The sequence below is a fragment of the Pusillimonas sp. MFBS29 genome (genome assembly GCF_020687695.1).
Taxonomy (GTDB): domain Bacteria; phylum Pseudomonadota; class Gammaproteobacteria; order Burkholderiales; family Burkholderiaceae_B; genus Pusillimonas_C.
The window spans coordinates 368,999-389,169 of sequence record NZ_JAJEWL010000002.1 but is presented as its reverse complement, the minus strand read 5'-3'; the positions used below and the strand labels follow the sequence as shown (position 1 = coordinate 389,169).

The following is a 20,171-nucleotide window of genomic DNA, read 5'->3' as shown; positions in this document are numbered from 1 at the left end:
CGAAAATCAGGTGTCACGCGTTACACGGGCCATTTCTTCCCGTGTGGTTACGCCTTGTTGAACCCAGCGTTCGCCATCCTGACGCAGGCTGCGCATGCCCGCCTGCTGGGCGGCCCGACGCAGTGTCTGCTCACCGGCATCTTCGTGTATCAGGGCACGTGTGCTGTCGTCCAGGACAAACAACTCATGTACGCCGGTGCGGCCCATATAGCCGGTATGACTGCAGCGCTCGCATCCTCCGGCATGCCAGGCACTGGTTCCGTCCGGATGAACGGACTTGCAATGCGGACAAAGCTTGCGAATCAGACGCTGGGCCAGTACACCTTGCAGCGTAGAGGCCAGCAAAAAAGGCTCCACGCCCATGTCTGTCAGGCGGGTGACGGCCGATACGGCATCGTTGGTATGCAGCGTAGCGAGCACCAGGTGGCCGGTGAGCGAGGCCTGGACAGCTATCTGCGCGGTTTCCAGGTCGCGGATCTCGCCTATCATGATCACGTCGGGATCCTGACGCAAAATGGCGCGCAGGGCAGTCGCGAAGCTCAGTTCGATGCGGGAATTGACCTGTGTCTGACCTATGCCGGGCAGGTCGTACTCAATAGGATCTTCCACAGTCAGAATATTGGTGGTGCCGGCATCCAGCCTGCCGAGTGCAGCGTATAGCGTGGTGCTTTTTCCGCTGCCGGTGGGGCCTGTTACCAGCACGATGCCGTGCGGTTGGCGGATGAGTGCATCAAGCCTGGCCAGCACAGGCGTGTCCATTCCCAGGCGCTCAAGCTCAAGGCGACCGGCTTCCTTGTCCAGCAGGCGCAGCACGGCTCGTTCACCGTGGCCGGTAGGCAGGGTCGAGACGCGTACGTCAATCGGCCGGCCGCCGACACGCAGGGCGATACGCCCGTCTTGCGGCAGGCGTTTTTCGGCAATGTCCAGGCTGGCCATGATCTTGATCCGGGACACCAGGGCATTGTGCAGGGCACGCCGGGGGTTGACGATGTCACGCAAGGTTCCGTCCACCCTGTAACGCACCACAGAATGCGTTTCAAAGACTTCCAGGTGTATATCGCTGGCACCGTCCCGTACCGCCTGGGTAAACAGGGCGTTGATCATGCGTATCACGGGCGCGTCGTCGTGGGCCTCGAGCAGGTCTTCAATTTCGGGAATATCCTGCATCAGCCGATCCAGATCAATCTCGTTGGCAGCCGCGTCTACCACGGCTGCCGCATCACCGGTCTGGGCATACGCTGCAGCCAGCAGCGTATCGAGTTCGGATTCGCTGACTGACTTTGCCGGAAGCTGACCGTGCAGGCGCCGGATCTCTGCCAGTGCCCAGGCCGGCGTACTGGCGGTCGTGGCAAGGACCGCGCCCGCAGGCCCAGTCTGGATCAGGGCCCGGTGCGCGCGCGCCCAGGCATAAGGTAGCCGGGCCGTCATAGCGTGCCTGGTGGATCGCGCAAATCCAGCAGGCCGGTGCCCGGATCACGAATGACTTCAGGCAACTGCTGGGTGGCGGCGTCGGGCGAGAACCAAGTGGAACGCGCCGGCAAGCCGGACTGCGCCGCACGCATGTAGTTATAGCGATCGAGTGTCAGGCTGGCGCCGTCGCGGGCATTGCGAACAATATGAGGGCGCAGGAAGACCATCAGATTGGTCTTGGCACGACTGCGTTTGTCATAGCGGAACAAATTGCCCAGCACGGGAATGTCGCCCAGGACAGGAACGGAGCTGGTACTGTCGTTGATCCGGTCTTCCAGCAAGCCTCCCAGCACGATGATTTGCCCGTCATCAACCAGGACGTTGGTTTCCAGTGCCCGCTTGCGTGTGATCAGCCCGCCTCTTACGTTGGAGGCCGCCTCGTCGATGCTGCTTACCTCCTGGTAGAGCGACATCTTGACCGTACCTCCTTCGGAGATCTGTGGCCGTATGCGCAGTGTGAGGCCGACGTCCTCTCGGGCGACCGTCTGGAACGGGTTGCTCGCTCCGTCGGCCGAGGTTGTGTACTGCCCGGTCACAAAGGGTACAGTGCGTCCGACGATGATGCTGGCCTCTTCGTTATCCAGGGTCATCAGGTTTGGAGTGGACAATACATTGGCATCGCCATTGGTCTGCAGCGCACGGGCCAGCACGCTTAAATTCAGGATTTCAGTACCCAGAACATTGACGGTTCCCTTGACGACACCCAGGCTCAAGCCCTGGGCCAGGGCGTCGATCGTGGTCACGCCGTTCCTGCTGATGCCGCTGCCACCATAATTAGAACCTCCAATAAACGAGGTGCCGCCGTTTGTGATGCTGTCGCCACCCGCCATCCATTGAATGCCAAACTCGGCGGCTTTGTCGGTGCTGACTTCGACTATCAGACTTTCAACCAGCACCTGGGCGCGGCGCTGATCAAGCTGATCGATGACTTCCCGCAAACTGCGGTAAAGCGGCGGCGGAGCCGAGATAATCAGGGTATTGGTGGCCGGATCGGCCTGTATTGTTGCGCCACCCGCAGTAAATGCTTTGGTTCGCATGCTGTTACCAGAGCCACCCAGATTGCCCGATGACCCTCCCAGGGCATTCGATGACAGGTTGCCGGCCGCGGCAGTACCTGTTGTCGAATTCATGGCAGTGTTGAGCGCGCCAGGGTTATTGCCCGAGAGGATTCCGCCGGCGCCGTCCGACAGACTGTTGAACATATCGCCCGATGTTTCGTCATTGCCATCCTGACCGCTGAGCACGCCGCGCAGCACATCGGCCAAGCGGGTAGCCTGGGCGTTTCGCAGGTAAACCACATGCAGGTTCCCGCTTTTGGTTTCCGGACTGTCGATACGTTCGATCAGATCACGTGCAACGTCCAGCTGGGCAGGCGTGTTGGCGCGCAGCAAGACGGAATTGCTTCGTGGATCGGCAACCACGGTCGCCTGCATGTTGGCCGGGTTGCCGGAGTTGTTGCCGAGCAGCTGGTTGGCCAGAGCCGCAACGTCGAGCGCCACACCATAATGTATGGGCACCACATCAGTGTTCAGGGATTGTGCCGTGTCGATGCCGGCAATAACCTGTGCAATGCGGTCAAGGTTGTCGGCGTAGTCGGTAATGACCAGTGTATTGTTGCCCGCGTAGGCGTTGATCGTATTGTTGGGCGCGATCATGGGGCGCAATATGGGCACCAGATTGACCGCATTTTCAAACTTTAATGGGAACACCCGGGTAATGAGTTCGCCGCCATACTGGCTGCCCGATTGTTGAGGGCTTGCGACCGGGGCTCCCAACAACTTGGCGTCTGCTTCAGGAACGACGCGGCTTACGCCGTCGACATCGACAACGGCAAAGCCCTGCATGCGCAGTGCGCTCAGCAGCATCGCATAGGCGGTGTCCTGATCCACCGGAGCTTCCGAAACGAGTGTCAGTTTACCTTTGACGCGCGGGTCGACCACAAAATTGTGCCCGGTGAAACGTGCCAGCGCACGCACGACGCCTTGCAGATCCGCGTTGACAAAGTTGAGCATGGTATTGCTGCCGGATGCTTCTGATGTGGCATCACTGTGTGAGCGGGTATCACTGGCGCTGGCGGTTTCCGTGCTCGATGACAGTCTTCGCGTGCGGGGCCGGGGTTCGGGCGGCACCGGCCTGGCTGCGGGTTCCTGACGCCAACCTTCGCTGGATGAAGTATGCACCACGAATTGCGACGGACCATTGTCAATGGGTTCCGGGGTGGCGCAGCCAGCTACGATCATTGCAAGAAACAAGGTCGACAGCACTGGTCTGGTGTGATGGCTGCGACGCTCAGTTTGCGCTGGATTTCTCATAACCGAATCGATAAACCTGTTCTTAATATGCATTAGCGGAATCGCAATAGCGTTTGATTGTTCCGTTGGGGTCCCAGTGCTGCCAGGACGTCGCGTAGCGCGACCTGGTCATTTGCACTGGCCGAAGGATCGGCCTGCGCCGTACCGTCGAACTGAAAGCCTTGCTTCCGGTTGAGTACGCCATGGCCGTCGAGCCGTAACACGCCTTCCCGGGTACTGAGCGTGACATTCACGTTGTCCGGGCCTTTCTGCTTGAGCACCAGCGCATAATCTCCCAAGGGGCTTATAGGCGTCAATGCAGAGGCGGCATCGCGCCAATGCGCTTCAAGCAGCGTTGTCCCGTCGGGCCTGTGGGCACGACCGATGACGCTGGCCGGCCATTTGATTGACAAGGTGCCTCCGGGATCGACCGCGGCAATACGCGCATCAAGCGTTGCCAGCGCAGCCGCAGGCAACTGCAAGGTTTGTCCGGATACGCCCAGACCCAGCCAGGCTGGCGTCAGGGCCAGAGGCCCTCCCAGCCATGGATGATGAACAGTAAGTTTTGGGCCTCGCGACCAGGAAGTTTCCCAGCGTAATGGGGCAGAAACGGTACGCTGGTGTTCTTTTGTACCGAGTGCGACTGTGGCGCTGCCCGACCAAATCGTGCCGCTGGCATCGACGACGGTCAGGGGCCAGTGGCCAGGCACGACTGCCATGAGCCAACGGGCCGGCAATACCAGAAGCGCAGCCGCACAAGCCAGGGCGGCCAGTGCAGCAATGAGCAATCCAAGGCGCCCCGTACTCATGGCTGATCCTTTTCAGGCAGGCTGACAAGCACACGTCCCGAAACATGCCCGGGGCGGTCACGTCCGTCGACACTGGCGCGTTCCAGTGTAATGGCAGGTGTCTGAAGCCGCAGCAGATAGGGCACCTCGGACAACCACTCCATGACGCTGACGGCGCTGGCATTGAACAGGCTGAGCTCCCACTGACGGGTTGTTTCCCCGTCTTCGTCCACGGTAGTCAGCGTCGCGACATCGTCAAGACCGGCGCGCAGCAGGCTGGATTGCAAGGCCTCGGTAAGCTGCGCAGGATCGATGGTCCCGGCATGCCGGCGCTGCAGCGCCCGGGCTTCAAGAATGTAGGCATGAACCTGCGCCGCATCGGCGTGCCGTTGAGGCAGCTGCGCGCTTGACTCCCGGATAGACTTGACCGCGGGCTGCAGTCCGATTGTCCAGATAAGGAAGGCAACGAGGAAGATACCGCCGACCTGCAGCAGTCTTTGCTCGCGCTGATTGCGCAGGCGCCACCATGAGTTCAGCTGTTGCCCGACGGTATCGATCTGCCGGCGCCAAGTGCCTGGCAAATTGCCGGGGACGGGATAGCGGGCGCTCATGGTTGCTCCTTTCCGGAGGAAGGCACAATGGCATGACGAATATGCCAGGTATGTGCGGCCTGATCATCCTTGGCCAGCAACAGCGACTGCGCAGCCGCTGCCTGGTGCAGTGCCGCTTCGTTCGAGGGCGGGGTATAGCCTTCCGTAAGAACGAGCGTCAGGTTGCCTTGCTCGTATTCAAGTGCAGCGACATGGCCCTCAGCGAAACCCAGTACCTGCGCAGCGCCCAGGGCGAGAGGCATGAATTCGTCGTCGCTGGCTTCGCCGCCCGCCTGACGCAGCATGTCCAGTTGATTGCGTGCCTGCTTGACGGGATCAAGAATGACGGTGATGGACGGAAAAGCAGCACGTACGGCTGCTTCGGTCGATGCAGTGAGTGTATCGACTTCGTTACGCAGCTGACTTGCGTAAATCTGCAAGCCTGCCAGCCATAACACAGCGGCCGCCGCCAACCATAAAACCGAACTGCGCCAACGCTTGTCCGTGGATACCGGACGCCATTCTGCCTGTGCCAGTGACCAGCCAGGCAACGGTGTTTGCCAACGCTGGTTTGCAGGAAGCTGCAGTGTTTGATCGGGATGCGGATCGTTTGCCGGAACTGCAAGGGAAAATGGAACCAGGGCCTTGATACGCAGCCCGAGCGCTTCAAGCTGGCTCCAGGCTTTAAGGAGGGCAGACCGGTCGGTCCAGGCAATGCAGACGCTGCCGTCGGCAGCACGCGGCCCATGCGCAATACACAGGTCAGCCACATCGGTGAGCGCCATGGGTTCCACGCTGGACTGAACGGCTTCTGCAAGTCGCTTGGCGGGCAAGGGTGGAAGGACGGTGTCGATAACGATAGCATCGCCCGGGTGAAGAATGGCCTGTACGTGGTCGGCGGGCATCGCCTGCGCGATCTGGTCCAGCGGCAGCTGGCCGGATCGTAGTATCTGACCATTCCGGTCAAGCAGCGCAAACGCCACCACGGCGTCAGGCGCGACCAGGGTCAGGGGCGGCAAGGCCAGGCGCAGTCGGCTCTTCATTTAATTTATTGTCCAGCGTATGGAAGGTGGCTGATTGCCCTGGCGGTGCAGCAAAGCCTGGAGGTCGGTCACCGTTAGTCCCAGCGTAACTTGCCCGGTCACTTTGAACCACTCGCTATTTACCCCTATTTGATTTCCCGGGCGGATCTCGGGCTTGGCCAGGCGGTTGAAAAAATCAGCACGATTGTTGAACCAGATTCCGCTGTCACGTTCTTCGACCAGATCGCGCGCTTCGCCCAGCTGCAGGCCGGGTACGACTGCGCTGAGCACTTCGGCACTGGCCGTATTGGCATTGATACTGGTCTTTTGCGGCAGGATGGTCAGATAGGCGCTTACGATATCAACGATAGCGGGTGTCATGTCTTCGATCACCAGCAAGTCTCCCAGAGTGCGTAGTGCGGGTGCTGTATTCGTGCCATTTGGGCCGGCCTGGGATTCTGCGACCCGCCGCGCAATGGCGCCAGCCAGTCCGGCCGGAAGGCCGAGCCCGCTCAGCAGTGTTTCCAAAGCGGCCAGCTCGCTGATTTGCACATTGCCGTTGACTGCGAGGGTCCAGAGATTGAACTTGCCTTGCTCGTCTTCGATCTGGCCCGAGAAATAAGCTTTGCGTTCGTCGCCCGGCGTGCTCACTTCCAGTCCCTCTATGGGCTGTGACCAGACGGCGCCGTTACGGGTAACGGGATTGCGGCGAGCATCGTTGAACAATATGATGCGCGACCAGTCCAGCCCACCGCGCAGCAACCATCGGGCCTGTACGCGATCACGCTCACCCGTCAGGGTTTCGGCAAGCAAGGCCTGTCTTTCCATTATGGTCGCAGCCGCAACCGATGCCGCGGCGACGACCACCAGAGCGCCAATGATGGCGACACCACGCTGTGGTGCAGAACACTTGCCCGTGGCATGACGACGCATCAGCTTCCTCATGGCAGCAACACCACTTTGCGGTAAGTCTCGGCGACGTCCTTGTGCCTGCGAACGATGGCGAGCTCCAGCCCCGTCGCTGCTTGCTGGCTCACGGTGCTGTCGGGTGCCGCCCAGCCATGGCCTGGTATCCAGGCCCGTACCGAAAAGCTTTGAACCTGGTCGAGTACCATTTCACTTGCCGCCGCCTGAGGCAAGGGCAGGGTGGTTGAAGCAGGTCCGACTGCACGATGCAGTGAGTCATCGATCTGCCCCCAAACGACCTGCTGCCAGGCGCCATTGCCTGCAGAGCGCAATACCGTGAGCACTGGCGCACTCCAATGTATGCCCGGTGGGAGCAGGGTACTTGCGGGTGAGGCTGGTTTGCCCGTGACGGGTGCCTGCTCCGTGTCAGGGGTGTCAGTGGCCGGGGGCACGCCAGCCTGGGGCAGGATGGCCGCTGTGGCATGGTGGGCAATATCGCTTTCAAGCTGGCCCATGATTCGCATCAGCGCCAGCGTGTCATTGGCGCTGGCGTTCAGACGCCGGTTCGATCTTTCAACAAGATCCAGCGCCTGCCACGAGATGATGCTGAGCAATGCCATAAGCGCGAGCGCGATCATGACTTCGATCAGCGTAAATCCCTGCTGAATCATGGACCCGCGCGTCATGGCAATGAAGACAGCAAGCCGTTAAGCTCGGCCAGAACAGGCCCCTGGGCCAAGCGTACGCGCACGGTCGCCAACCGGAAATTTCCGTTCACCGTGGTCTGGAATTGCTGCTCGCAAACCAAGGCCAGCGGGCCCTGGGGGCAAGGCTCGCTGCTGCGGCCTGGCGCAGGAAAAGCCCGCAGCAGTCGCAGTTCGGCCAGCCTGTTCTCTGCGGCCTGCAAGGCCAGCGTGCGTTCCTGCATGCTTTGCGCTCCGCTGGCGCTGACACCCAGGGCGCGTATGGTGGCTGCCAGTGCAATACTGACAATCGCCAGGGCAATCAGAACTTCGATCAAGGTAAAGCCTTCCTGAACTATGGAACGGTTCATGGCAAGGCCTCGTATTGACCATTGCCCTGGCGCACCAGGCGAACGGTATGCGTGCCATCGTGCAGTTCCACGACCTGAGGGCCAGAGATCCATTCGGTGTTGAATTCGGCAGCTCCCTGAGGATGAACGCTGACTTCGATAGCGTTGTCCGGCGTCCAGTCACGCGGGCGCAGCGGGCTGCTGTCGGGAAAATCCGTGGCCTGCAGCAGGCCTTGCTCGCGGTTCATGCCTGCGGGCAGGAACAGCTTGCGTGGCGCTTGCACAAAGCGGTAGCCTTGCTGGTCATGTAGCCATATAACCGGACTGCCCGCCCTGCGTGCTTCGGATTGAGCAAGTGTGAACAGCTGCGCAAGACGCTGCCCATCCTTTCGCAATGCCAGGGAATCCGTATCAGAGAACGCAGCCACGCTGATCGTGGTTGTTGCAATGCCTATGATAAGCAGGACAATCAATACCTCGATCAAAGTAAAACCCTGTTGCCGGGCCAAGCCTGGCTGCGAAGCGGGATTGACCATGAGACTACCTGGCCCAAGAGCCGATATCAGCGTCGCTGCCTTCTCCTCCGGTGCGACCGTCGGCGCCCAGTGAAAAGACGTCGATTTCTCCGTGTACGCCCGGATTAAGGTATTGATAGGGTGTGCCCCAGGGGTCATTGGGCAGGCGATCCATATACGAGCGCGTGCCCGCTGCCTGAGCAGCCGGCGACTTGCCAACCAGGGCTTCCAGTCCCTGTTCGGCAGTGGGGTAGCGACCATTATCCAGCCTGTAAAGCTTCAGCGCCTGCATCAGGGCACCGATGTCCTGGCGTGCAGCGACAGCGCGTGCCTGATCCGGCCTGTCCATAACATTGGGAACGATGAGTGCGGCCATGATGCCCATGATGACCACCACCACCATGATTTCAATTAGCGAGAAACCCGACTGACGGCTGGCTGCGGTTTGCTGGATAATACGTGCTGGAATCAGGACACTTCTCCGTACTAAAAATTGACAATTGTTATTTTTTAGAACATTTTAGAATCATCCGCTTGGTTTGCAAGCGACAAAATTATGAATATGGAGCAACTATGGGCAACCTCGCAGCATTAACCCGGCCTGATGGTCCTGGTGTGGTGCGAGGCCTGGCAATCGCAACGCTGACGGTCGGCATAGGTGTATGGGCAGCTCTGTTGCTCGCACCAGTCCCGACGCAACCGCCACCCATGCTCGACGCCGGCACAGCCGCGGGCCAGGATACGGGCAGGGTAGCCGGCTGGTTTGGCGGCAATGCCTTGCGGGTTCCTGTTGTGGTCACCGGAGTTATCTGGAGTAACGGCGGGCGCGCGGCGGCCTTGCTGTCGGTCAACGGCAGCCCGGCCCAGGCGTATCGGGTGGGGCAGTCGCTGGCCCCAGGTGTCACCTTGGCTGCAGTCACAGCCAATGGTGTCTCCATCGATCAGGACGGCGTCATCGAGCAAGTTGCGATGCAGGATAACCCCACGAACCTGATCCAGGGCTTTATTCCGGTTACTGAAGCCACAACGGCCGACAAGCGCTGATTGCACGGTGCGATTTATTGCCGTAGCAACGTGCCCATCCCTTCCTTGTCGAATACCTCTATGCTCAGGTCTTGCGCCATACCGGCCGGACCAATTCCGAACCTCACACTGGAGCGGGACCCGGGTGCAGCAACTTCACCATCAGGCTCGAACACATAGGTGTTGCCATCCCAGTGTTGCAAGGGAAACGTTTGCCCGGCCGGTCCCATGACCAGATTAAGCTTTCCGCCAGCCTGTTCAACGCTGGCCTGACCGAAGTAGTCATTGAAGTAAACGCCTGTATAGGCATGTGCGGGAAGCGGCGGGATCGGGTTGCCTGGAAATGGCAGGCCTGCGAGCTCGCCTTCAGGCGCCGTCATGGCGGCAAAGTAGGGCTTGAGAAAGGCGACCCAATCTTCATGTGCGCGCCCGAACTGCACCAGATCCATATAGGTCAGGCTGACAGCCTCGGCGGCACCGACAGGCCAGGCATTGGTCAGGACCACAATGCCTGTATTTGCAGCGGGAAGCAGGCTGAAAGCGGTACCCGTACCCATGATAAAAGCCCCGGAATGTCCGTACATGACATGGCCAAGACTGGAGGTGGACAGGTTAAAACCGTATCCATAGTAGCCGGCTGCGCTATCCTCAGTGGCAGGTGATGTCTGCATTTGCGGACTGAGCGCCGGCAACAGGGCGTCTGATGGAATAATCTGCTCGCCCTCATAGGCGCCGCCAGCCAGAATCAGCTTCATCCACCTGGCCATGTCGTGTGCACTGGAACTGACGCCGCCAGCCGGTGATTGTGCATCAGGCTGACGTTGCGGACCCGGTTGAAACTGGCCGTTGACGCCAATGTGGGGAGAGGCGCGATTGGTGCGGGCGATGAAGTCGGCATAACGCGACGAGGTGGACTGCATGCCCAGTGGACGATAGATATCTTGCTCGGACAGGCTTTCCCAATCCGTTCCGGCTGCAACGGCAACAGCCTGAGCACCTGCCGTAAGGCCGAAATTGGTGTAGAAGTATTCGCTGCGCAGTGGCTTGGTGGGCAAAAAACGCAATTTTTCCAGTATTTGCCTGCGGCTGTACCCGATTTCCTCAAGGTCATCGCCGGCATGGTCAGGCAAGCCGGATCTGTGGGCGTAAAGATCGCCTATCGTAAGCTGTGTGGTGGCTTGTGGATCGCTCAGGGCAAACCACGGAAGGTGTCTGGTCAGCGGCGTACTCCAGTCAACAATGCCTTTGCCCACTTGTGCCGCCACAACCGAAGCACCGACGGATTTGGACAAAGAAGCGAGCTGGAATACCGTATCGGCATCGACAAGGGCGGGCTCGGTAACCAGCCGTACTCCAAAGCCTTTGCTGTAAATCGTTTCACCATTGTGTACTACTGCGACGGCCATGCCCGGAATGCCTGTACGCGTCATGACATCGGCGATAACGTTATCCAGCTGCGCCACCGCATCATGCACCTGTGCAGAAGAAATGGTTGTATCGGCAGATTTGTTGCTGCCGCAAGCCGCCAGAAAACCCAGGGCCAGTACGGCAGGCCATAATCGGCATGAACGCAAGTGCATGATGTCTCCTATTGCAGAGTGTTCTTATGTTGTTCTTGAACTAAGGAGGGGTATGCTCCTCCAGGCTCGACAGAATAGGGCAATCGGGCCGGTTATCGCCAGCACAACAATCAATCAAATTCTGTAAAGTGTCGGCCATTTGCTGCAGACCATCTATTTTGCTCTGCAATTCGCTTATATGTGCCTGGGCCAGTTGCTTGACAGCGGCACTGTGACGAGCGCTGTCATTCCACAGGTCCAGCAGCTCGCCGATCTCGGCAACACCAAAGCCCAGGTCGCGTGCCCGCCGTATGAAGCGCAGCCTGTGCACATCGGTGTCTTTATAGACACGATAGCCGGCGGGGGTGCGCGCTGCGGCGGGAATCAGGCCTGTTTCCTCGTAATAGCGAATCATCTTGGCCGAAACCCCCGATGCGCCGGCCGCTTCGCCGATGTTCATGGAATTTATAGCTTGCGTCATTGGGCACCTTCCATATGCGATCCGGAATCTTATTGAACAGGGTAGTGTTAAGATTAAACGATAGCGGTCGTAACTTATAGGAGTAGTAACGTGAAAGGCTTTGTCCAGAACATCGAAAAACTTACTGTAGAAAACGATAACTTCCGCAAGGTGCTGTATACCGGCAAGCATATGCAGCTGGTATTGATGACTTTGCAGCCTGGCGAGGAGATCGGCGCCGAAGTTCATGAAACGCACGACCAGTTCTTTCGCCTCGAGGCAGGCAAAGGGCAGGTGTTGATCGATGACAATACCTACGAAATCGAAGACGATGACGCCATTATCGTTCCGGCAGGTGCTCGCCATAATGTGATCAACACGGGCACCGAACCTTTGCGCCTGTATACCTTGTACGGGCCACCCGAGCATCGCGAAGGTGTGCTGCACGCCACCAAAGCCGACGAAAAAGAAGAGCACTTCGACGGCACCACCACAGAATAATTTCAAACTGTGGGTGGCCCTGCATTACGGCTTTGCAGGGCCTTCGGTCAGTGCCATGTAGTACTGGTGCCTGTCGTAGTGGTCAATGGGCAAATAAAATACGCATAATGTGTATTATGTAAAGTCGATAATACAGGTTCACCAAATACAGGTCCATCAGGCAGCCAGTCTCCGGATGAATCTGCACCCCGCTCTGCGTGGATACGCAGGCTGCCCGTGCAGCAGCCACGCATCCAAAGCGGGAACGCTTCCGCTTATGTACTTATTGCGCAAAACCTGGATCCAGGCGGTACGCCAGCCTGAGTAGCGCCGGCCACTCCATTAGGCCATACGGACGGCGGCTCTGTGGTTGGTATTGCATATAAGTGGATTCAACGACCTGCTCGGGAACGCTGCGCAGCGGCGTACCGCAAGCCATTGCAGCAAGCTGTGCGCGACAAGCAAGCTCCAGGCGATGCATCCAGTTGAATGCTTCGCCGATTGTCCGGCCCGCCGTAAGCAAGCCGTGATTGCGCAAAATCAGGGCTTCGTTGCTGCCCAGATCATTTACCAGCGACTCCTGTTCGGCAAGATCAAGCACGACGCCGCAGTAATCGTGATAACCAATTTTCAGGAAACGCATAGACGTCTGGTTGAGCGGCAGCAAGCCGCATTCCAGTGCAGATACAGCCATGCCGGCCCATGTGTGTGTATGAATTACACAATCCACCTCGGGGCGAGCCTCGTGGACGGCGCTGTGAATAACGAAGCCTGCACGGTTCACACCATATTTGAAGTCCCCAAAATCGGGAGACGACACCACTTCACCCGCATGGTCGATCTTGATCAGGCTGGAGGCCGTGATCTCTTCATAGAGCAGCCCGTAGGCATTAATCAGAAAAGTACCCTCTTCGCCCGGAACCCGCAGCGAAATATGGTTGGCGACCATATCCGCCATGCCATAGTGCGCGATAAGGCGATAACAAGCGGCAAGATCAACTCGTGCCTTCCACTCTTCGGGGGAACAACGGTCCTTCATGGATGAAATTTTCAGTTCTGGAATCAGTGACATGGTTAACGGTGCACTCAAAAATTAAGGAATATGAGAAATGACGATACGGACAGCGAACTCAGGCTAGGCGTTGCGAGCTGAGGCCTGCTGGGCAAAAAAATCCATAAGGCTGCGGCTGGACGGACGCAGGGTTTCCGGATCACGCACACAAAGATAGAACTGGCGCAGTGCCCAGTCGTCTTTAAGGGGCACCTTGACCAGCCCCATTTGTGCGATGTAGGTATCGGCGATGCCTTCCGGCATGATGCCGATCCCGAGCCCTTCCCGGATCATTTTGCAGCGGGCCTCGTAATTGGACACCTGTATCTTCACATTCAGGGGGCCGGTCAGACTGTGACCGGCCAGTTCCATAAAAGCCTCGAAGGAATGGCGCGGAAAGTAGCCTAGAAAATCGAATTCGCGGGCCTCGTCCAGATACACCGCATTTTCGCGTTGCAATGGATGGCCGTTGGGCACCACCAGCACGACACGGTCACGGTGGTAAGGCACGGAATGGACGCCGGGTGCCGGGCCGACTGCGTGATAAATGCCCAGGTCCAGATTTTTCTCTACGACCAGGCGCGGTATCTCGCTGCTATAGGATTCAAGCAGATCGATCCGCAGCCGCTGGGACTGCTGCTCCTGGTAAAGTTTAATTTCGCGAGGCAGAAAAAGAACGATGGCTGAGCGATTCGAAGCCAATTGAATCTTGGGGCTGCCATCGCTCGCGAAATCCTCAATAAAGCTGGTCAGGCCCGACATTTGTCCCAAAATGGCCTTGGCCCGGTAGTACAGCGCCGAGCCTGCGGCAGTTGGTATCACCCCCCTGTTATGCCGCTGCAGAACCTTTGTGCCAAGGCTGCGTTCAAGCTCCGAGATACGCTTGCTGACCGCCGAAGTGACCAGCCCTTCGCGCTCAGCCGCTCGGGCGAGGCTGCGTTCGTCAATCGCAGCGACCAGCGTTCTAAGCGCATCCAGATCAATGTTCAAGGCTCAATCCAGTTTGATGCCGACCTCGGTTACGACGGCATTCCACTTCTTGGTTTCGCTGGCAACGTAAGCAGCAAACTCTTCGGCAGTGCCCCCGACCGGTACTGCACCCTCGTTGGTCAGGCGCTGCTTGATGTTGGGATCCTGCAGCACTGTATTAATGTCGGCATTGATCTTCTGGACGATGTGATCCGGCGTACCTTTGGGCGCAAAATAGCCAAACCAGGAGCCCAGGGCAAATTCCGGCAGCCCTGCTTCCGCAACTGTGGGCAGATCCGGCATGACTACCGATCGGGTCGCGGTCGATACAGCAAGCGGCCGCAGTGTTCCGGCACGAATATGCCCCATGACGGAAGGCATTGTTGCGAACATAAAGTCGACTCGTCCACCGATAAGATCATTCAAAGCCTCGGCGCCCTTGTATGGGATATGGGTGAATTCAATCTTGGCCTGGCGCGCGAATGTCTCGCACGATAAGTGGGCAGCCGTTCCGACGCCGGTGGATGCGCAATTTACCCCGCCTGCACGGCTCTTGGAAGCCTGTATGAGTTCTTCGACCGACTTGATGCCGCTATTCGGATTCACCACCAGCACGTTGGGCACGTCGGCCACCAGTACGATAGGCACAAGATCTTTCTGGGGGTCGAACTTGAGTTTGCTGAACAGCGATGGGTTAACTGCAATGGGGCCGATGGAATTGATCAGAATGGTATAGCCATCGGGTTCCGCGCTAATGACTGCCTGAGTACCGATGTTTCCGGCACCACCGGGCTTGTTTTCGACAACGACGCTCTGCCCCCACATTGGAGTCAGCGCATTGGCGATTTCGCGAGCCAGAATATCGGTGGTTCCTCCTGGCGAGAATGCGACTACCGATGTGACGGGCTTGACGGGCCAGTCTTCTGCCGCCTGGGCGACGCCGCCAAACAGGGCGGCACTGACAAAACCTGCACACAATGCGCGCAGACTGCGGTGTGTACGGATTGAAACCTGGTTGTTTAACATGAACGTCTCCTTATTCTTCGATGTTTCAACCGACCTTTGACCCGCAGCGTGGCAGATCGTGATCGTATGGTGTACATGGATTCTAGATGGATTTAATTAACCAGTATTGAATTTCAGGAAACTCTGCCCTTCCAGGCTTGATGTGTATCAAATTTGACAGTGGCTCGAATTATGCTGATTCAGCTTGTTTAGACAGCTTATTAAAATCGTATTACGATGCTTCAGGGCTATGGAAAAGCATCGCCTGATGTCGTATTAACCACAAAAAACACAAGGAAGGATGACATGTTGAAAACTGGTATAAAAGCATTATCGTTCGCAATAGCGGTGGCGTTCAGTACAAGCGGCGCTGCTGCCGGAATCTCGGATGATGTTGTCAAGATTGGCGTGCTTGGCGACATGTCGGGCATGTATTCAAGCGGATTCAGCGGTCCGGGTGCAGTCGCCGCCGTCGAGATGGCGGTCCGTGATTTCGGCGGAACCGTACTGGGCAAAAAGGTAGAAGTCATCTACGCCGACCATCAGAACAAAGCCGACGTCGCTTCTGCCACTGCGCGCAAATGGTTCGATACCGACCAGGTCGACATGATCACCGACCTGACCAATTCAGCTGTTGCCCTGTCCGTGCAACAGCTGGCCCTTCAAAAGAAGAAGATCACCATTGGAACCGGGCCGGGTAGTGTCGACATCACCGGCAAGGCTTGCACCAAATATGGCATTCACTACGGATACAACACCTATGCCCTGGCCACTGGCACAGCCTCGGCAACCGTGAAAAATGGCGGTGACTCCTGGTTTATTCTGGCGGCTGACTATGCATTCGGGCATGCATTGGCGAAAGATACTACACGGGTTGTAAACGAGCTGGGCGGCAAAGTCGTTCAAACCGTGAATGTGCCTATCAATACGGCCGACTTCTCTTCATACCTGTTGCAGGCGCAATCATCGGGCGCCAAGGTAATTGGCCTGGCCAACGCGGGAACAGATACGGTCAACGCCATCAAGCAGGCGCACGAATTCGGAATCGTCTCATCCGGACAGGATCTGGCGGGTATGCTGGTTCTGTTGTCCGACGTGCAGAGCATGGGCGTAGAGATCACCAAGGGCCTGCACTACACGGGCAGCTGGTACTGGAATATGGACGATGCCTCGCGCGATTGGCAGAAGCGTTATGCAGAGTTTTCGAGCAACGCCGCTCCAACCGGACCACATGCCGCCCTTTACTCAGCAACCACCGCTTATTTGAATGCTATTAAAGCAGCCGGTACGGACGAGACTGATGCCGTTCGCAGCAAGCTGGGTGAAATGAAGATCGACGACTTCTTCGCTAAAGGCGGCACTATCCGCCGCGACGGCATCCTGATGCATGACATGTACATGCTCAAGGTGAAAACTGATGGGAAAAGCGAATGGGATCTGTCTGAAGTTGTTGCGACGATTCCCGCTGAAGACGCCTATGTTTCCCCTGAGGAAAGTGAATGCCCCGCTTTGAAGTCATAAGTGCCCTGAACGGTAAGGTTCTTTAGGATCAGCAAGATAAGCTGGCTGCCAACAGTGCAGCCAGCGATTGTCCGTTCAAAAAAGCCGTACCAGCGCTGCGACAACGATTCCGCAGGCAAGTGCCAGCAAAGGCCTTTTCAACGACAGCATAACGATTCCCGTAGCCAACAGCGACAGCTGTGCCCCGACATCTCCTGTAACAGCCATGGGAGTGACGATTGCCACCAGCACAGAGCCCGACATGGCCTGAATGAAGCGCTTGACCCGTTTGCTGATTGGCACGAATCCCATCACGTAGACACCACCCCAACGCGTGGCTAACGTAACGATAGCCATGATCAGTACGATAAACAGTGCTCCGGTTCCTGTTGTGTCAAGATTCATCGCCCTGCTCTCCTAAAAGCACGCCGGCGATACCGCCCGCCAGCGCGCCAATGATCACGTGTATGTTTTCAGGCAGGTACCAGTACGCCAGCATTGCCGAGAGGCCGGCCACGATCCAGATCATGAGCACACGCAGGTTCTTCTGGCCGCCAGCCATCATGGCGACCAGAAAGCACCCCAGAATCATGTCCAGGCCCAATCGTTTCGGATCGCTGATCGCACTGCCAAAATAAGTGCCAATAACGGTGCCGGACACCCAGAACACCCAAAGCGAAAGGCCACCACCCAGCACGATGCCCAGTCCAGGCTTCCCGCGCCCGAAGGCCTGCATCGCCATGGCCCAATTGGCGTCGGACACGACCGATGTCACGCCGTATTGTTTTGCAGGCGGAAGCTTGCACAGCCAGGGATACAAGGTGGCGCCCATGAGCAAGTGGCGGGCGTTGATGGCAAACACCGTGATCATCATGGTGAATAACGGTATCTGTTCGCCCCACAAGTCCAGTGTGGCAAATTGGGCGGCGCCGGCGTAAACCAGTATGCTCATGCCGATGATAAGGGGCTCGCTAAGCCCCGCCTGCGTCGCCGCAATGCCAAATGCCGCACCAAATGCGGTCACAAAGAAGGACATTGGTGTGAGCTGTTTGAAACCGGACCAGACCAGTGAGCCATCGAGCTTATGCAGCTCGGTATTGGCATTTGCCATTTGTTTCTTCCTAATCCTGTCTGTTTGCGCCTGAAGGTTCAGATCATAGGATATCAGGATGTACAGACAGGCTGGCATGCTAATCCATATCGCGCAACAGGTTCCTGGCAATGACCAATTGCTGGATCTGGGAACAGGAAAACGTGCAGCCCGTTTTGTTCATGCCTGTTCCTCGCCCAGAATCTTTTTCAGTATCTCGATAAAGGCCAGTGTGCGCTGCGGCAGCAAGCGACGGCCTGGCGTGACACACCATATATTGGTTGGTGGCAGACACCAGTCAGGCAAGATTCTTTCCAGTTCACCTTCAGCCACCAGCTTTTTTGCAAAGTTGTGCGACAACCCGACAATGCCCATACCCTTTGCCGCCAATGCCTGCTGCAAACCTAGCGAATTCGCTGATATCTTGTGCAAAGGCAAGCCTTCCCAACGCTCGGTGCCCCGGGTCAGCCGCCATGCTTGCTGTTCACCTGCACTGGTAACCAGCACCAGGCCGATATGCTGAGTAAGCTCGGCAGGATTTCGTGGCTTGCCATGACGGCGCAGATACGCCGGACTGGCATACAAGCCCATCTGCAGTGCTGTGATCAGGCGTGCCACCAGCGTATTGTCGTCAGGCAGTTGTGTTGCCGCCCGAACTGCAACATCAAAACGCTCAGCGACCAGGTCTACACGGCGCGCAGACAGGTCAAGTTCGAGTCGTACATCGGGATACTGTTCAGTAAACTCGGCCAGGACACTCACGAAAGAAAGATCGTAGAACTCCGGGGGCAAGGAAATTCGCAGCACGCCCTGCGGCGTCAGTTGCCGGTGTTGGGCCAATGCGCTGGCCGCTTCGGTCTCTTCGAGCAGACGCCGTGCATATTCCAGTATGCGTTCGCCGAATTCCGTCAGTACCAGGCGGCGCGTACTGCGCTGCAGCAGGCGCTCACCCAGTTCGTTCTCAAGATCGGTCAGGCGGCGCGACAAGGTTGATTTGGGCAGCCCAGTACGCTCGGATGCCCCCGTAAAGCTGCCGGCATCAACAATGTGAGCAAACAATATTAAATCGTCTGCATAGAGTGCAAAAGGCGCCATGGCATTCCTATTGTTCCAAAGATGGAACTATTATAGTTAAAACATGGGGTTTTTCTGCATTTTAAAATTTAATAAACTGCTGATGTTAAATAGAAATCAGTTTCATGGAGAGCAATATGAATGCCAAGATTCTGCGCCGGCTGGCGTTCGCTACCGCCCTCACCTTGGGCGCGTTTGGCGGCGCCCACGCGGCGCAGTATACGGCCCTGGATTCCGAGGCCAGCACTGTAACGTTCGGGTATAGCCAGATGAGCGTAAAGATGGATGGCAGCTTCAGTCAGATCAATGCCACGGAATTCAGCTTTGATCCAAAGAATCCGCAAGCTGCCAGGGTCGCCATTGAAATCACGCTGGCCAGCATAGATGCCGGCTACGACGAAGCCAACGCCGAGCTCGAGAAAGACGAATGGCTGGCGCTGGGGCAACATCCCTTGGCCACCTTTGTGTCCAGGCAGGTACAGGTTACGGGCGACGGCACTTATGAAGTGAGTGGCGATCTGTCCATCAAGGGCACTACCAAAGAAGTGATGGTTCCTTTCACATTTGAAGAGGACGGCGATGCCGGCGTATTCAAAGGTAATTTCACATTCCAGCGTGCCGACTTTGCCGTAGGCGAAGGCCAATGGAAGGATTTCAGCATTGTCGCCAACGAGATCGACATCAAATTTAATATTGTCGCCACACAATAATCGTCAGCTCGAATATTTTTTAATCAGATCAACCAAGGAAACTTTATGAAAACGACTCTTGTCGCTGCTGCATTTGCCACTCTGCTTGCGGGCCAGGCCATGTCTGCCCCCCAGACTTACTCGGTAGATCCGACCCATACTTTCCCCAGGTTCTCGTATAACCACATGGGCATGTCCAAGCAGATTTTGCGCTTTAACAAGACCAGCGGCACTGTCGTGCTCGACCAGGAAGCCAAAGAAGCGAAGGTCGATATCACCATAGACATGACGTCGATAGATACCGGATTTGAAATGTTCGACGGGCATATTCAAGGCGCCGACTTTCTGGATACAGCCAAATATCCGACTGCAACCTTCAAATCGACCAAGGTCAATTTTGAAGGTGACAAGCCCGTCAGCGTCGAAGGCGACCTGACCATCAAGGATGTGACCAAGCCGGTTACATTGACCATAACTTCCTTCTACAAGGGCCCACACCCCATGCTGAAGAAAGACGCCATCGGCGCCAACGCAACGGCCGTCATCAAGCGCACGGAATTCAATGCCGGAAAATTCGCTCCTGGCGTGGGTGATGAAGTAACGCTGGACATCGCCCTGGAAGCCGTAGCTCAGTAACTCACAAGCAGGCGGCCTGC

23 protein-coding genes are annotated in these 20,171 nt (G+C 57.4%); 5 read left to right on the top strand and 18 right to left on the bottom strand.

Annotation, left to right across the window (positions count from 1 at the left end):
• Positions 1-6: 6 nt before the first annotated feature.
• Genes gspE through gspG form a run of 10 tightly spaced genes read right to left on the bottom strand, consistent with a single transcriptional unit; the run spans position 7 to position 9,087 of the window.
• Entirely contained in the window at positions 7-1,428 is a 1,422-nt protein-coding gene (gene gspE, locus LKR43_RS04480) for a type II secretion system ATPase GspE (RefSeq protein ID WP_227682659.1), read from the bottom strand.
• Positions 1,425-3,782, bottom strand: coding sequence for a type II secretion system secretin GspD (gene gspD / locus LKR43_RS04475; RefSeq protein ID WP_227682658.1), 2,358 nt, complete (start codon positions 3,780-3,782; stop codon positions 1,425-1,427). Before gspD ends, gspE begins: the two co-directional genes overlap by 4 nt.
• A 32-nt stretch (positions 3,783-3,814) precedes the next feature.
• Positions 3,815-4,570 carry a type II secretion system protein N gene (gene gspN / locus LKR43_RS04470; RefSeq protein ID WP_227682657.1) on the bottom strand — a complete coding sequence of 252 codons (756 nt, stop codon included), beginning with the start codon at positions 4,568-4,570 and terminating at the stop codon, positions 3,815-3,817.
• Positions 4,567-5,160: a type II secretion system protein GspM gene (gspM, locus tag LKR43_RS04465; RefSeq protein WP_227682656.1), complete on the bottom strand. Its 594-nt coding sequence runs from the start codon at positions 5,158-5,160 to the stop codon at positions 4,567-4,569. Before gspM ends, gspN begins: the two co-directional genes overlap by 4 nt.
• Positions 5,157-6,182, bottom strand: coding sequence for a type II secretion system protein GspL (gspL, locus tag LKR43_RS04460; protein WP_227682655.1), 1,026 nt, complete (start codon positions 6,180-6,182; stop codon positions 5,157-5,159). Before gspL ends, gspM begins: the two co-directional genes overlap by 4 nt.
• Positions 6,183-7,094 carry a type II secretion system minor pseudopilin GspK gene (gene gspK, locus LKR43_RS04455; RefSeq protein WP_227682654.1) on the bottom strand — a complete coding sequence of 304 codons (912 nt, stop codon included), beginning with the start codon at positions 7,092-7,094 and terminating at the stop codon, positions 6,183-6,185.
• Between the two features lie 8 nt (positions 7,095-7,102).
• Entirely contained in the window at positions 7,103-7,738 is a 636-nt protein-coding gene (locus LKR43_RS04450; RefSeq protein WP_227682653.1) for a type II secretion system protein J, read from the bottom strand.
• Positions 7,739-7,749: 11 nt separating this feature from the next.
• Positions 7,750-8,121 (bottom strand): type II secretion system minor pseudopilin GspI, encoded by a 372-nt coding sequence (gspI, locus tag LKR43_RS04445; RefSeq protein ID WP_227682652.1) that lies wholly within the window; start codon positions 8,119-8,121, stop codon positions 7,750-7,752.
• Positions 8,118-8,636, bottom strand: a complete 519-nt coding sequence (locus LKR43_RS04440) for a prepilin-type N-terminal cleavage/methylation domain-containing protein (protein ID WP_227682651.1) — start codon at positions 8,634-8,636, stop codon at positions 8,118-8,120. Before LKR43_RS04440 ends, gspI begins: the two co-directional genes overlap by 4 nt.
• 4 nt (positions 8,637-8,640) lie before the next feature.
• Entirely contained in the window at positions 8,641-9,087 is a 447-nt protein-coding gene (gene gspG / locus LKR43_RS04435; protein WP_227682820.1) for a type II secretion system major pseudopilin GspG, read from the bottom strand.
• Between the two features lie 101 nt (positions 9,088-9,188).
• On the opposite strand from gspG, the gene LKR43_RS04430 reads away from it, so the two are divergent.
• On the top strand, positions 9,189-9,659 hold the full coding sequence (locus LKR43_RS04430; RefSeq protein ID WP_227682650.1) for a type II secretion system protein N: 471 nt from the start codon (positions 9,189-9,191) through the stop codon (positions 9,657-9,659).
• A 14-nt stretch (positions 9,660-9,673) separates the two neighbouring features.
• Here LKR43_RS04430 and LKR43_RS04425 read toward each other — a convergent pair whose 3' ends face one another.
• Positions 9,674-11,218, bottom strand: a complete 1,545-nt coding sequence (locus tag LKR43_RS04425) for a serine hydrolase (protein ID WP_227682649.1) — start codon at positions 11,216-11,218, stop codon at positions 9,674-9,676.
• A 40-nt stretch (positions 11,219-11,258) separates the two neighbouring features.
• On the bottom strand, positions 11,259-11,657 hold the full coding sequence (cueR, locus tag LKR43_RS04420) for a Cu(I)-responsive transcriptional regulator (protein ID WP_227682818.1): 399 nt from the start codon (positions 11,655-11,657) through the stop codon (positions 11,259-11,261).
• Between the two features lie 111 nt (positions 11,658-11,768).
• On the opposite strand from cueR, the gene LKR43_RS04415 reads away from it, so the two are divergent.
• The gene (locus tag LKR43_RS04415) at positions 11,769-12,158 is read left to right on the top strand and encodes a cupin domain-containing protein (protein ID WP_227682648.1); all 390 of its coding nucleotides are present in this window, start codon (positions 11,769-11,771) and stop codon (positions 12,156-12,158) included.
• 262 nt (positions 12,159-12,420) lie between these two features.
• Here LKR43_RS04415 and LKR43_RS04410 read toward each other — a convergent pair whose 3' ends face one another.
• The 3 genes from LKR43_RS04410 to LKR43_RS04400 all read right to left on the bottom strand — a co-directional run bounded on the left by LKR43_RS04410 (position 12,421) and on the right by LKR43_RS04400 (position 15,183).
• Positions 12,421-13,209: a class II aldolase/adducin family protein gene (locus LKR43_RS04410; protein ID WP_227682647.1), complete on the bottom strand. Its 789-nt coding sequence runs from the start codon at positions 13,207-13,209 to the stop codon at positions 12,421-12,423.
• A 63-nt stretch (positions 13,210-13,272) separates the two neighbouring features.
• Positions 13,273-14,178 (bottom strand): LysR family transcriptional regulator, encoded by a 906-nt coding sequence (locus LKR43_RS04405; RefSeq protein WP_227682646.1) that lies wholly within the window; start codon positions 14,176-14,178, stop codon positions 13,273-13,275.
• A 3-nt stretch (positions 14,179-14,181) separates the two neighbouring features.
• Positions 14,182-15,183, bottom strand: coding sequence for a tripartite tricarboxylate transporter substrate binding protein (locus LKR43_RS04400; RefSeq protein ID WP_227682645.1), 1,002 nt, complete (start codon positions 15,181-15,183; stop codon positions 14,182-14,184).
• A 216-nt stretch (positions 15,184-15,399) separates the two neighbouring features.
• On the opposite strand from LKR43_RS04400, the gene LKR43_RS04395 reads away from it, so the two are divergent.
• On the top strand, positions 15,400-16,683 hold the full coding sequence (locus tag LKR43_RS04395) for an ABC transporter substrate-binding protein (RefSeq protein WP_370632061.1): 1,284 nt from the start codon (positions 15,400-15,402) through the stop codon (positions 16,681-16,683).
• Positions 16,684-16,758: 75 nt separating this feature from the next.
• On the opposite strand, the gene LKR43_RS04390 is transcribed toward LKR43_RS04395, so the two are convergent.
• From LKR43_RS04390 to LKR43_RS04380, 3 genes are all read right to left on the bottom strand, one after another.
• Positions 16,759-17,067, bottom strand: a complete 309-nt coding sequence (locus LKR43_RS04390; protein WP_227682644.1) for an AzlD family protein — start codon at positions 17,065-17,067, stop codon at positions 16,759-16,761.
• Positions 17,057-17,773: an AzlC family ABC transporter permease gene (locus tag LKR43_RS04385; RefSeq protein ID WP_227682643.1), complete on the bottom strand. Its 717-nt coding sequence runs from the start codon at positions 17,771-17,773 to the stop codon at positions 17,057-17,059. Before LKR43_RS04385 ends, LKR43_RS04390 begins: the two co-directional genes overlap by 11 nt.
• A 159-nt stretch (positions 17,774-17,932) precedes the next feature.
• Entirely contained in the window at positions 17,933-18,847 is a 915-nt protein-coding gene (locus LKR43_RS04380) for a LysR family transcriptional regulator (RefSeq protein ID WP_227682642.1), read from the bottom strand.
• 116 nt (positions 18,848-18,963) lie between these two features.
• On the opposite strand from LKR43_RS04380, the gene LKR43_RS04375 reads away from it, so the two are divergent.
• Together LKR43_RS04375 and LKR43_RS04370 are read left to right on the top strand one after the other, a co-directional pair.
• On the top strand, positions 18,964-19,536 hold the full coding sequence (locus LKR43_RS04375; RefSeq protein ID WP_227682641.1) for a YceI family protein: 573 nt from the start codon (positions 18,964-18,966) through the stop codon (positions 19,534-19,536).
• Between the two features lie 45 nt (positions 19,537-19,581).
• Positions 19,582-20,151: a YceI family protein gene (locus tag LKR43_RS04370; RefSeq protein ID WP_227682640.1), complete on the top strand. Its 570-nt coding sequence runs from the start codon at positions 19,582-19,584 to the stop codon at positions 20,149-20,151.
• Positions 20,152-20,171 lie beyond the last annotated feature (20 nt).

Excerpts from the sequence above, each read along its gene's own strand:
- cueR (WP_227682818.1), bottom strand. The coding sequence starts at position 11,657 with ATGAACATCGGCGAAGCGGCCGGCGCATCGGGGGTTTCGGCCAAGATG.
- gspL (WP_227682655.1), bottom strand. The coding sequence starts at position 6,182 with ATGAAGAGCCGACTGCGCCTGGCCTTGCCGCCCCTGACCCTGGTCGCG.
- gspM (WP_227682656.1), bottom strand. The coding sequence starts at position 5,160 with ATGAGCGCCCGCTATCCCGTCCCCGGCAATTTGCCAGGCACTTGGCGC.
- LKR43_RS04395 (WP_370632061.1), top strand. The coding sequence starts at position 15,400 with ATGCTTCAGGGCTATGGAAAAGCATCGCCTGATGTCGTATTAACCACA.
- LKR43_RS04370 (WP_227682640.1), top strand. The coding sequence starts at position 19,582 with ATGAAAACGACTCTTGTCGCTGCTGCATTTGCCACTCTGCTTGCGGGC.
- LKR43_RS04410 (WP_227682647.1), bottom strand. The coding sequence starts at position 13,209 with ATGTCACTGATTCCAGAACTGAAAATTTCATCCATGAAGGACCGTTGT.
- gspK (WP_227682654.1), bottom strand. The coding sequence starts at position 7,094 with ATGCGTCGTCATGCCACGGGCAAGTGTTCTGCACCACAGCGTGGTGTC.
- gspD (WP_227682658.1), bottom strand. The coding sequence starts at position 3,782 with ATGAGAAATCCAGCGCAAACTGAGCGTCGCAGCCATCACACCAGACCA.
- LKR43_RS04390 (WP_227682644.1), bottom strand. The coding sequence starts at position 17,067 with ATGAATCTTGACACAACAGGAACCGGAGCACTGTTTATCGTACTGATC.
- LKR43_RS04375 (WP_227682641.1), top strand. The coding sequence starts at position 18,964 with ATGAATGCCAAGATTCTGCGCCGGCTGGCGTTCGCTACCGCCCTCACC.
- LKR43_RS04380 (WP_227682642.1), bottom strand. The coding sequence starts at position 18,847 with ATGGCGCCTTTTGCACTCTATGCAGACGATTTAATATTGTTTGCTCAC.
- LKR43_RS04430 (WP_227682650.1), top strand. The coding sequence starts at position 9,189 with ATGGGCAACCTCGCAGCATTAACCCGGCCTGATGGTCCTGGTGTGGTG.
- gspE (WP_227682659.1), bottom strand. The coding sequence starts at position 1,428 with ATGACGGCCCGGCTACCTTATGCCTGGGCGCGCGCGCACCGGGCCCTG.
- LKR43_RS04425 (WP_227682649.1), bottom strand. The coding sequence starts at position 11,218 with ATGCACTTGCGTTCATGCCGATTATGGCCTGCCGTACTGGCCCTGGGT.
- LKR43_RS04385 (WP_227682643.1), bottom strand. The coding sequence starts at position 17,773 with ATGGCAAATGCCAATACCGAGCTGCATAAGCTCGATGGCTCACTGGTC.
- LKR43_RS04450 (WP_227682653.1), bottom strand. The coding sequence starts at position 7,738 with ATGATTCAGCAGGGATTTACGCTGATCGAAGTCATGATCGCGCTCGCG.
- LKR43_RS04440 (WP_227682651.1), bottom strand. The coding sequence starts at position 8,636 with ATGGTCAATCCCGCTTCGCAGCCAGGCTTGGCCCGGCAACAGGGTTTT.
- gspI (WP_227682652.1), bottom strand. The coding sequence starts at position 8,121 with ATGAACCGTTCCATAGTTCAGGAAGGCTTTACCTTGATCGAAGTTCTG.
- gspN (WP_227682657.1), bottom strand. The coding sequence starts at position 4,570 with ATGAGTACGGGGCGCCTTGGATTGCTCATTGCTGCACTGGCCGCCCTG.
- LKR43_RS04400 (WP_227682645.1), bottom strand. The coding sequence starts at position 15,183 with ATGTTAAACAACCAGGTTTCAATCCGTACACACCGCAGTCTGCGCGCA.